We start from the raw sequence: 9,675 nt of genomic DNA, 5'->3' as shown, positions 1-9,675 counted from the left end.
GTGCGTCAGGGACATCGCCATCACCAGCGACCGCAACGCGGTCGACTTGCCCGACTGCGGGCCGCCGACCACGGCCGCGTTGCCGCGCGATCCGGACAGGTCCACCACCATGGGGTCGCGGCGCTGATCGTAGGGCCGGTCGACGATGCCGATCGGGGCCCGCAGTGCCGCAACGGGATTCCAGTCGCCGGTCAGGATCGAGCGCGGCAGCAGCTCGTCCAGGGTGGGCGCGGCCCCGAGCGGCGGAAGCCAGATCTCGTGGGCGGGACGGCCGTGCCCGCGCACCCGTGAGACCAGCATTTGCAGGTTGGAGATCTGCTCGGCCTCCACTGGGACCTCGACCGCCGCGGGCTGTTCGGGCAGCGGAATGCGGTCGGCGGCGCGGAAATCCACGTGACCGGCAACGAAAGGCCGCGCGGTCACGTCGATCTCACCGGCCTGGGTGGCGACGGTGGCGTCCCGCTGGGACCCGCCGCCCACGTACGGTCCGGAGACGTAGGCGGATTGGAAGCGCTGGATCTCCCCGGAATCGGATTTCAGGTAGCCGCCGCCGGGATTGTTCGGCAGGTTGTAGGCGTCCGGCACCCCGAGCACCTGCCGGGATTCATTGGCGGAGAACGTCTTCAGTCCGATCCGATACGAAAGGTGACTCTCCAGTCCCTTGAGCCGTCCCTCCTCCAGCCGCTGCGAGGCCAGCAGCAGGTGCACGTGCAGCGACCGCCCCAGCCGTCCGATCATGGTGAACAGTTCCGCGAAATCCGGGTGCTGCGAGAGCAGTTCGGAGAACTCGTCGAGCACCACGAACAACGCGGGCATCGGGTCCAGGTCCGCGCCCGCCGCACGGGCCTTCTCGTATTCGGAGACGTTGGCGAAATTGCCCGCCGCGCGCAGTAGTTCCTGGCGGCGGTTCATCTCACCGGCCAGGGCGTCGCGCATGCGATCGACCAGGTCGGCTTCCTCCTCCAGGTTGGTGATGATGGCCGCGACGTGCGCGACGCCGTCGAGCCCGAGGAAGGTGGCGCCACCCTTGAAGTCCACCAGTACGAAGTTGAGCTGATCGGGCGAGTGCGTCGCGATGAGCGAAAGCACCAGTGTCCGCAGGAATTCCGACTTGCCGGAACCGGTCGCGCCGATGCACAGCCCGTGCGGGCCCATGCCACCCTCGGCAGCCTCCTTGATATCGAGCACCACCGGCAGCCCGTCGGCCCCGACGCCGAAGGGCACCCGCAGCCGTTCACGACCGTAACGCGGCTTCCACGCCGTCTCGGGCGTGAAGGCGCCGAGATCGCCGAGGTTCAGCAGTTGCGTCCAGGTCGAAATCACCTCGCCCTCTTCGCCCGTCGCCTCGGTGGTGCGCTGGGTGGCGGCCCGGTAGGGCGCGAGCCGCCGCGCCGCCTGTTCGGCCTCCTTGGCGGTGATGCGGTCGATGACCGCGAAGCGCTCCATCACCCCGGTGGGCCCGCGCCCGGCGCATTCACCGTTCTCCACCACCATCTGGATGCCGCGGGAGGCGGCCAGCCGGGGCGCGTACCCGCACAGGTCGAGAATCGTGACGCCTTCGAATCCATTCTCCCGCAACGGATCTTCCTCTGCCTCGAGCAGTCCGCCGTCCACCACCAGCACGATCTGCACCAGGGCCGGGTTGGGCGGCTGATTGCGCGAGTAGCGAACCCGGTTGTACAGCAGCGGGTTCAGGTCCGCGTGCGCCTCCCGGATCGAGCCGTACACCATGCGCCCGCTGCCGACCCCGTCCTGCGAGTCGGGGTGCTGGGTGTGCGGCAGCCACTTGGTCCATTCCCATTCGCGCCCGGTGTCGGGCCCGCAGACCACGGCGATGAGGACCTGGTCGGGCCCCTGGAACATGGCCAGTTGCAGCAGCAGCGCGCGGGTCATCTCGCGGGCCTGGGCGCGGTCGCCGGTGAGCTGCACGGCGGCGAATCCCTTGACTGCGATGGCGGTGGGCAGATCCGGCACGGTGGAGTGGGTGCGCACGAAGCGCCGCAGCGAGACCGCGGCAATGGGTTCGAGCTCTTCGACGGGCCCAGTTTCCGGGGCGACCAGTCTGGTAGCAAGCCTCTGGCTACCGAGTCCGATGCGGGCATGGCAGAAGTCCTTGTCGCCGGGCCGCCGCTCCCACATGCGCGTCGTCCCGGCCAGCATCCAGATCACCCCGGGCTCGGGATGACTCCACTCGACGGCCGCCCGCTGCTGCCCGGCCGTCTCCTCCACATCCCGGCGGACCTGATCGAGATAGCGCAGATAGTCCTTGCGGTCCTCGTTCGCCTCGGCCGCCTTCTGCCCCTTGCCGCCCTGCCCCGCATACATCCCGACCATGGAGAACACCATCATCATCGGGAACATCAGGCTCATCGGATTGGTCGCCAGACCACTGCCGGAGGTGATCATGAGCGCCACCATCCCGAGCATGCCGACACCCATCACGACGGGCATCAGCTTCGAGAACAGATTGGCCGGGACCGCCCGGGGGATCTCCGGCGGCGGCTGCAGCGTCACCTCACCGCCGGGCGAGCGGGGCATCTCCCGGCGTGGACGGCGCTGGAACCGTACGGTGCTCATCGCTGATATTCACCCATCGAAACCCGCGGACATGCGGCCTCAGTGTACGGACGGCAACCATCATGCCGTACTCTGCGGGCGTGACGCACTCGCGTACGGATCATCTCGACGAACTCCGGTCCAACCCGGCGGGCGCGGTCCGCGCACCGGACCTGGCGCGAGTCACCATTCTGGCCAAGCACACCCAGGTCGACATGGCCATTCCCGTCGATGTGCCGGTGGCGCTGGTCATCCCGAGCGTGGTCGACATGGTCGATCAACACAATCGCGGCAACGACTTCGACCACGACGGCGAACAGGTCGAACCCCACGAGTGGGTGCTGGCCCGCATCGGGCAGCCGCCGTTCTCCAATTCCCTGAGCCTGTCCGAGCAGAGCGTGCGCGACGGCGAACTGCTCATGCTCGAGAGCGCCGAGCACATCGCGCCCACACCGCTGTTCGACGACATCATGTACAACGTCGCCATCGCCGACAGCGACCACTTCCGCGGCTGGACACCACGCACCGCGCGGATCACCGGATCGGCCCTGGCCGTGGCCATCATGCTGACCGGCTGCTTCGGGCTACTGGCCGCGCCGACCGCGATCCCCGGCTGGGTCAGCGCCACCGTGGCCACCTTCGTCACCCTGCTGCTGGTCACCGCCGCCATGGTGCTGGCCCGCATGTACCGCGACCACGCGAGCGCCCTGGTGCTGGGCGGCTGCGCGCTGCCGACCGCCTTCAGCGCGGGCATGCTGTTCGTGCCCAGCCACTACGGCTGGGCCAATGCGCTGTTGGGGGCGGTATTGCTCGGTGCGACCGCGATTCTGGCCTGGCGGGTCTGCGGGGTCGGGCTGGGCCTGTTCATCGGCGCGACCACGCTGGCCGTCTTCGCGATCCCCGCCAGCCTGGTGGGCCTGCTCACCGACCTGCCCGCGCGGGCCATCGGCGGCGGCGCGGCGGCCCTGGGTCTGGCCGGATTGTCCTTGGCCCCACGGGTTTCCATGCTGCTGGCCAAACTCCCGCTGCCACCGGTCCCCGCCCCCGGCACCCCGATCGACCCCACCGAGGACGATCCCGACGACCACCGCGCGCTGCCCACGCTCGAGGCGCTGCGCCTGAAATCCGAACGGGCACGCGAATATCTGGCCGGACTCGTGACCGCCACCAGCGTGGTGGTCGTGGCCGGGGCCGTCTCCGCCGTGGATCCCACCGCCGACAGCCCGTATTGGCCGGGCCTGGCGCTGGCGTTGGTGTGCGCGGTGGTGCTCATGTTCCGCAGCCGCACCTACGCGGGCGCGGAGCAGGCGGTGGTGCTGATCGCGGGCGGCACCGCCATCGTGCTGCTGGTGCTCATCGGCGCGGCCCTCACCCAGCGGCAGCCGCTCACCATTTTCGGTGTGGCGCTGATGCTTTTCGCGGCGGCCCTCGTGCTCGGCATCATCGTGCCCCGCCAGCAGGCGACCCCGCCGGTGCGGCGCGCGGTGGAACTGCTCGAGTACGCGTTCGTCGCCGCGGTGGTGCCACTGACCTTCTGGGTGACCGATCTCTACGCCCTGGTGCGCGGACTGTAGTTCGATGGGCGGCAAGGTTTTTCACGTAGCGGCGGCGGTATCGGTACTGGCGCTGGGTGCGTCGTTCGGTGCGAACCCGGTAGTGGCACAGGCGGATCGGCCGCCGCCCATCGACGCGGGCCTGCTCCCTTCCGGTAGTCCGGCCGCGCCGCCGACCGAGACCGAGCATCCCGCGAACTCGCCGTGCTTCAGCACCCAGGCGGGCGGTGACGGGCCGACCATTCCGCCCACCCAGCGCACCCTGGATCTGCCCGACGCCTGGCAGTTCTCCCGGGGCGCAGGCCAATTGGTGGCCGTCATCGACACCGGCGTCTCCCCCCATCCGCGACTGCCCGGACTCGTCCCCGACGGCGACTACGTGGCCGCGGGCGGCGACGGCACCGAGGACTGCGATGCCCACGGCACCATCGTGGCGGGCCTGATCGGGGCCACCCAGGCGGCGGGGCAGGGCTTCGCCGGAGTCGCACCGGAGGCGCGGATCCTGACGATCCGCCAGACCAGCGCCCTCTATCAGACCAAGGGCGCGGGCCGGGAGAAGGGCCCCGACGACATGCCCGACGGCTACGGCAAGATCTCCGCGCTGGCCTCGGCGGTGCGCCGGGCCGCCGACGCGGGCGCGCGGGTCATCAACATCTCACTGGTCGCCTGCCCGACCAGCGAGCCGACCAGCGCCGACATGGGCGCGCTGGGTGCGGCGGTGCAGTACGCGGCCGTCGAGAAGGACGTGGTCATCGTGGCCGCGGCGGGCAATACCGATACCTGTAAGGCGAGCAATCCGGGCCTGGATCCCTTGCACCCCACCGCGGATCCGTGGGATCACGTCAGCTCCTACGTGGTGCCCGCGTGGTGGGACGCGTACGTGCTGTCGGTCGGCTCGGTGGACGCCTTCGGACAGCCGTCGAAGTTCAGCGTGCCGGGGCCGTGGATGGGGGTGGCCGCGCCGGGCGAGAACATCATCTCCCTCGATCCCCGCAATACCGGGCTCACCACCGCGAAGGTCACCAATCAGGGACAGGTGACCCCGTACAGCGGAACGAGTTTCGCCGCGCCGCAGGTCTCGGGCGTGGCCGCGCTGGTGCGTTCCCGCTTCCCCGACCTGCGCGCGGCAGATGTCATCAAGCGCATCGAAGCCACCGCGCACGCGCCCGGCGAGGGCTGGAACCCGTACCTGGGTTACGGCACAGTCGATCCCGTGGCGGCGCTGACCGAACAGGTGCCCGGTGAACTACCGCCCAAGCGTGCCGCCGGACCGCGAGATCAGCAACTGGCGCTGCCCAAACCCGCAGCCGCGCCGAACAATACGCCCCGCGACGTCGCCCTGATCGGCACCGGCATCGTCGCCCTGCTGCTGGTGCTCGGCTTCCTCGCCTCGTTCCCGCTGCGCCGCCGCTTCGGCGACCACGACACCGACGGCTGACCCCAGCCCCCGTTCGGTTCAGTTCGCACCCGGCGCTTGGGTTCTCACCGGCTCTTTAGCCGGGCTCGGGTCGGGTGCGACACCGTCATGGGCGACCATGGCTGCCTCGCGGCTGAGAGTAGGCCCGGGCGCGAGCAGGCCGAGGATCGGCCAGGGCGCGGGCTCCGGGCGAACCTTCGCCGGGTCCATGCCCAGCGCCTTCGCCGAATCCAGATCCTTGATGCCGAAGCGAACACCGTAGTCGGACACGAAGAACAGGCTGTCGTGGCGCTGGCTGTCGGGCTCGATCCCGGTGGACTGGACGTACGCGCCCGCCCCGGGCTTCAGGTAGAAGCTGTCCACGTTCGGCCCGTTGCCGTCGGCCTGCGCGAGCGGAACCAGCTTGGCGCGGTCGGGAATCGGCATCGCGTGCCCGGTGAGCACGGTCAGTTCGGCGTGCTTGCTGCCGTCGGAGGTGTCGGCCGAGTTCAACGGCTTCCAGGACAGACAGTCGACGGGCTGATCCTTGCCGTCGATCAGTTCGGGGGCATGGTCGGGATAGTTGGCGACCTCGAGCGCGGAGGACACCGGCGCACCCGTGCGATCGGCCTGCGCGATGTAGGTGTCGGCGGCCGTCGAGCGGTAGGTATTGCGAATGATGTCGGCCGTCAACGGCGAGACCGCCTGCAACCCGTCGGGCAGCACCACGTAGTACTTGCTGTCCGTGCGCACCTGCACGACATCACCGATGCGGTGGTCGCCGAGCGGGTAACCCGTTGTGGCACCGGCATTGTCGATGCGCGGCGCGACCAGCGGCAGCACCTCGGGAATGGCATTGAGCAGGCCCTCGCTGATCGGCCGCGGGGTGCGCCCGCGCAGATCGAGGGCGTCGGCCACCGCACGGTCGTTCAGGTCGATCTGCGCGCGCTCGTTGTCGTAGACCAGGTAGGTGTGGTCGCGGCCCTGCACCAGCAGCGCCTTGCCGGACTCCATCGCGGAGGCCTTGTCCGCCAGGGTCAGATCGCCGACCAGCACCGAGGTGGTGAGGGTGCGGCTGCCGTCGTTGGACAGCGCGTCGCACACCGTCCAGGTGCGGCCGTCGCCGCCGCCGAAGTTCAGCGAGGTCGGCGCGCCCGGAATGCCGATCAGCTGCCCGCGCGGCTTCTTGGCCAGCTCGGATTCCTTGACGGTCGCGGGTTTGGCGGCGTCCCCGGCGGCCAGCCGCGCCGAGGCGATGTTCAGCGCGGGATGCACCACGTTGTCGAGGACCACGTAGACCGCGCCGGTGTCCTTGCCGATGAGGATCTTGTTGGACCCGATCTTGTCCTGCGGCCGTAGCAGAGCCAATACTCCGCAACCCGCCAGCGCGACACACGCGAGGATCAGTCCGGCGGTGAACGCGCGGGACTGGGACCGCATGGGATCGTGCAGCATTCGCACGTCCCTGCGGACCAGCGCGTGTTCCATGCGACGGACCAGGAAGCGGTATCCGCTCACCTGCCATCGGGTCGTGGGTTTGGAAGGCATCCGTGTCCCCGGCAGTCGTTGCGTTCGCCGAACACAGTACATTTACCAGGACCTTTATTCGCACTCGGCCACGGCGCGGGCCGATATCGGGGAGCCGGGGACCGATGATGACGATCGATTCTGGGGCGGCGGCGGGGCGGCCGCTGCTGGGCCGGATCTCGTTCACCAGCCTGGTCTGCGCCCAACTGGCCGGACTGGTCGTCCTGGTTGTCGCGCTGGTGTGCGGATTGCCCTGGTGGGGCGCACTCACCGCCGGAATAGTGGTCGGTCTGGTTCTTCTGTTACCTCTCGGCAAACGTACCGTCTCTGACTGGATCGCCACGCGCGGACGCTTTCGCGCCAGGCGCACCCACGCACCGGCCGACATCATCGACTTCCGCGCGCCCGACGGCCGCTCGCTCGGGCTCTACCGGGACGGCAGCCGCGTGGTCGCCGTCGTGGAACTGCTCGCGCCCAAGGGCGGCTTGACCCGGCTCGGCCGCTCCACCGTGCAATCCACCCACCTGCTGCCGCTGCCCGAACTCGCGAAAAGCCTTACCCAGCACGACATCCTGCTCGCGGGCATCGACGTCGTCTCGCACGGCTACCGCAGCCGCTCGGGCACGCCCGCCGGTGCGATCTACGAATCCCTGCTGGGACCGCTGCCCGCCACCGCACACCGCACCGTCTGGCTGGCCATCGCCTTCGACCCGCTGCTGTGCCCCGAGGCCGCGGACCGGCGCGGCGGCGGCCTGGACGGCGCGTGCCGGGCCGTCACGGTCGCCACCGAGCGCATCGTGCGCACCCTCGAGGACGGCGACTGCGCCGCCCGGCTGCTCACCGCGCCCGAGATCCGCCAGGCCGCCCTCCAGGTCACCGCGGGCGTGGATCCCGGTGCGCTGACCCAGCATTGGCGCTACACCGAACTCGGCAACAGCGTGAACATCGGCGCGGCCGTGGATCCGGGGCAGCTCGCCGCCGACCTGCTGGCCCAGCTGTGGGTGCCCGCCTCGCGCGGCACCACCGTGGCGGTGCGGCTGCGACCGGGCCGCAGCGCCGACACCGTGCGCATCGGCGCGGCCTGGCGGCTCACCGCCCGGGAACTGCCCGAAGAACCCGTGCAGCAGCACATGATCTCGATGAACGGCCGGCACCGGGAGGGGCTGCTCGCGCATCTGCCGTTCGCGGTGCCGGGCCTGGACGCGACGGTACCCACCGAGCTGCGCGCGATCGACGGGATCGACGCGCTGCAACTGCCATCAGCGGGCTGCGGGCAGCTACTCGGCTCCGACGAGGACGGCAACGGCGTCGCCATCCGGCTTGTCGGCCAAGGGATTTCGAGCGTGTTCGTGGCGGGAGAGCTGTATCTGGCCCAGCAGCTGATCTTCCGCGCACTAGCAGTCGGGGAACGCGTGCTCATCCGCACCGATCGGCCCGAGTCCTGGCAGCAGCTGATCACCACCATCGGCAATCCGCAGCGGCTGGCGCTGGCGGTCGAAACCCACCAGTCCGACGCTGATTTCACCGCCACCGTGGTCGACGGCCTGCTCGCTCCCGCCCCGCACGCGGGCATCACGACGCTCTACCTCACCGGCGACCCGCTCGGCTGGCCCGGCCTCCGGCCCGACCTGTCGATCACGCAACCCGGTGCGACCGGCAACCGTGTCATCCTGCGCACCGGAAGCACCGAGGTGCCGTTGACGCTGGTCTCCATCCCGCGCGAATCCACCTACATCGGAACACCGCGCGCGGCGCACGCTGTCGCGCGCTAGCTGCCGCCGCTCAGCTTCCCGGATAGGGATCGGCGGTCCGAGCCGACCGCAAAGCCGTTGCCCACCAAGCCAGTTGACGCAGCATGCGGCCGGAGGCGTCGATCGCCGCGCCGTCGGTGGTTTCCCCGTCGGCATCGAACTTCCGCTTGGCCTCGTGGAAGCTGACCGACTCACGCACCGACACCATGTGGATCTCCGCGACCACCTGCCGCAGCTGCTCGACCGCGCGCAATCCGCCCGACAGGCCGCCGTAGCTGACGAAACCGATGGGCTTACCGCGCCATTCGCGCTTGAGACTGTCGAAGGCCGTCTTCAGCGAGGCCGGATAACCGTGGTTGTACTCCGAGGTGACGGCCACGAAAGCGTCCGCGGCCTCGACCCGCCGCGCGAAGGCCCGCACCGCGTCGGACTCGGTCAGATCCACCGGCAGCGGCGTATCGATCAGGTCGATGACGCCCACCTCGAAATCCGCGTCCGCGCGCGCCTGCCGGAGGAACCAGTCCGCGACGACCGGCGCGAACCGCTTCGGGCGCACACTGGCGACAATGACCTCGAGCCGGAGCGGATTGTCCATGCCGCGAGCCTAATCCGCCGCACCGCCGGGCAGGCTCAGGACTCCGCCGGGCCGGCGCAGGATCCCGCCGGGCCGGCGCAGGATTCAGCCGCGCCGCCCGATCCCCCGGGCGGCATAGTCGGCCAGGCCCTTGCCGGGCTGGGTGCGCGCGGAGAACTCCAGCGCCTGCCGCGCCCGATCCGGATGCGCGACGACATGGCGGCGCACCCGCGAATTCGAACCCGACGATGTCGTGGAGGCCGCCATGCGCCGGTTCTGGGAGCGCGGCTACCGCGCGACCTCGGTGGAAGACCTGGT

At 70.0% G+C, this 9,675-nt stretch carries 7 protein-coding genes; 3 read left to right on the top strand and 4 right to left on the bottom strand.

The window, feature by feature from the left end; all coding sequences use genetic code 11:
• A partial coding sequence (gene eccCa / locus ACWELQ_RS27335) for a type VII secretion protein EccCa (RefSeq protein WP_452399909.1) occupies positions 1 to 2,577 on the bottom strand: 2,577 nt, incomplete at its 3' end.
• Positions 2,578 to 2,657: 80 nt separating this feature from the next.
• On the opposite strand from eccCa, the gene eccD reads away from it, so the two are divergent.
• Both eccD and mycP read left to right on the top strand, forming a co-directional pair.
• Complete coding sequence (gene eccD, locus ACWELQ_RS27330) at positions 2,658 to 4,130, top strand: type VII secretion integral membrane protein EccD (protein WP_452399908.1); 1,473 nt, start codon at positions 2,658 to 2,660, stop codon at positions 4,128 to 4,130.
• 4 nt (positions 4,131 to 4,134) lie between these two features.
• Positions 4,135 to 5,547 (top strand): type VII secretion-associated serine protease mycosin, encoded by a 1,413-nt coding sequence (gene mycP / locus ACWELQ_RS27325; RefSeq protein WP_452399907.1) that lies wholly within the window; start codon positions 4,135 to 4,137, stop codon positions 5,545 to 5,547.
• Between the two features lie 18 nt (positions 5,548 to 5,565).
• Here mycP and eccB read toward each other — a convergent pair whose 3' ends face one another.
• The gene (gene eccB / locus ACWELQ_RS27320; protein ID WP_452399906.1) at positions 5,566 to 7,053 is read right to left on the bottom strand and encodes a type VII secretion protein EccB; all 1,488 of its coding nucleotides are present in this window, start codon (positions 7,051 to 7,053) and stop codon (positions 5,566 to 5,568) included.
• 107 nt (positions 7,054 to 7,160) lie between these two features.
• Here eccB and eccE point away from each other — a divergent pair, with 107 nt between their 5' ends.
• Positions 7,161 to 8,804: a type VII secretion protein EccE gene (gene eccE / locus ACWELQ_RS27315; RefSeq protein WP_452399905.1), complete on the top strand. Its 1,644-nt coding sequence runs from the start codon at positions 7,161 to 7,163 to the stop codon at positions 8,802 to 8,804.
• Between the two features lie 10 nt (positions 8,805 to 8,814).
• Here eccE and ACWELQ_RS27310 read toward each other — a convergent pair whose 3' ends face one another.
• Positions 8,815 to 9,378 (bottom strand): NADPH-dependent FMN reductase, encoded by a 564-nt coding sequence (locus ACWELQ_RS27310; RefSeq protein WP_452399904.1) that lies wholly within the window; start codon positions 9,376 to 9,378, stop codon positions 8,815 to 8,817.
• An 84-nt stretch (positions 9,379 to 9,462) separates the two neighbouring features.
• On the bottom strand, positions 9,463 to 9,624 hold the full coding sequence (locus tag ACWELQ_RS27305) for a hypothetical protein (protein ID WP_452399903.1): 162 nt from the start codon (positions 9,622 to 9,624) through the stop codon (positions 9,463 to 9,465).
• Positions 9,625 to 9,675: the final 51 nt, after the last annotated feature.

The sequence above is a fragment of the Nocardia sp. NPDC004722 genome (assembly GCF_053601505.1).
Note: the sequence above shows the minus strand (reverse complement) of the source record. Positions and strands in the feature narration are given on the sequence as shown.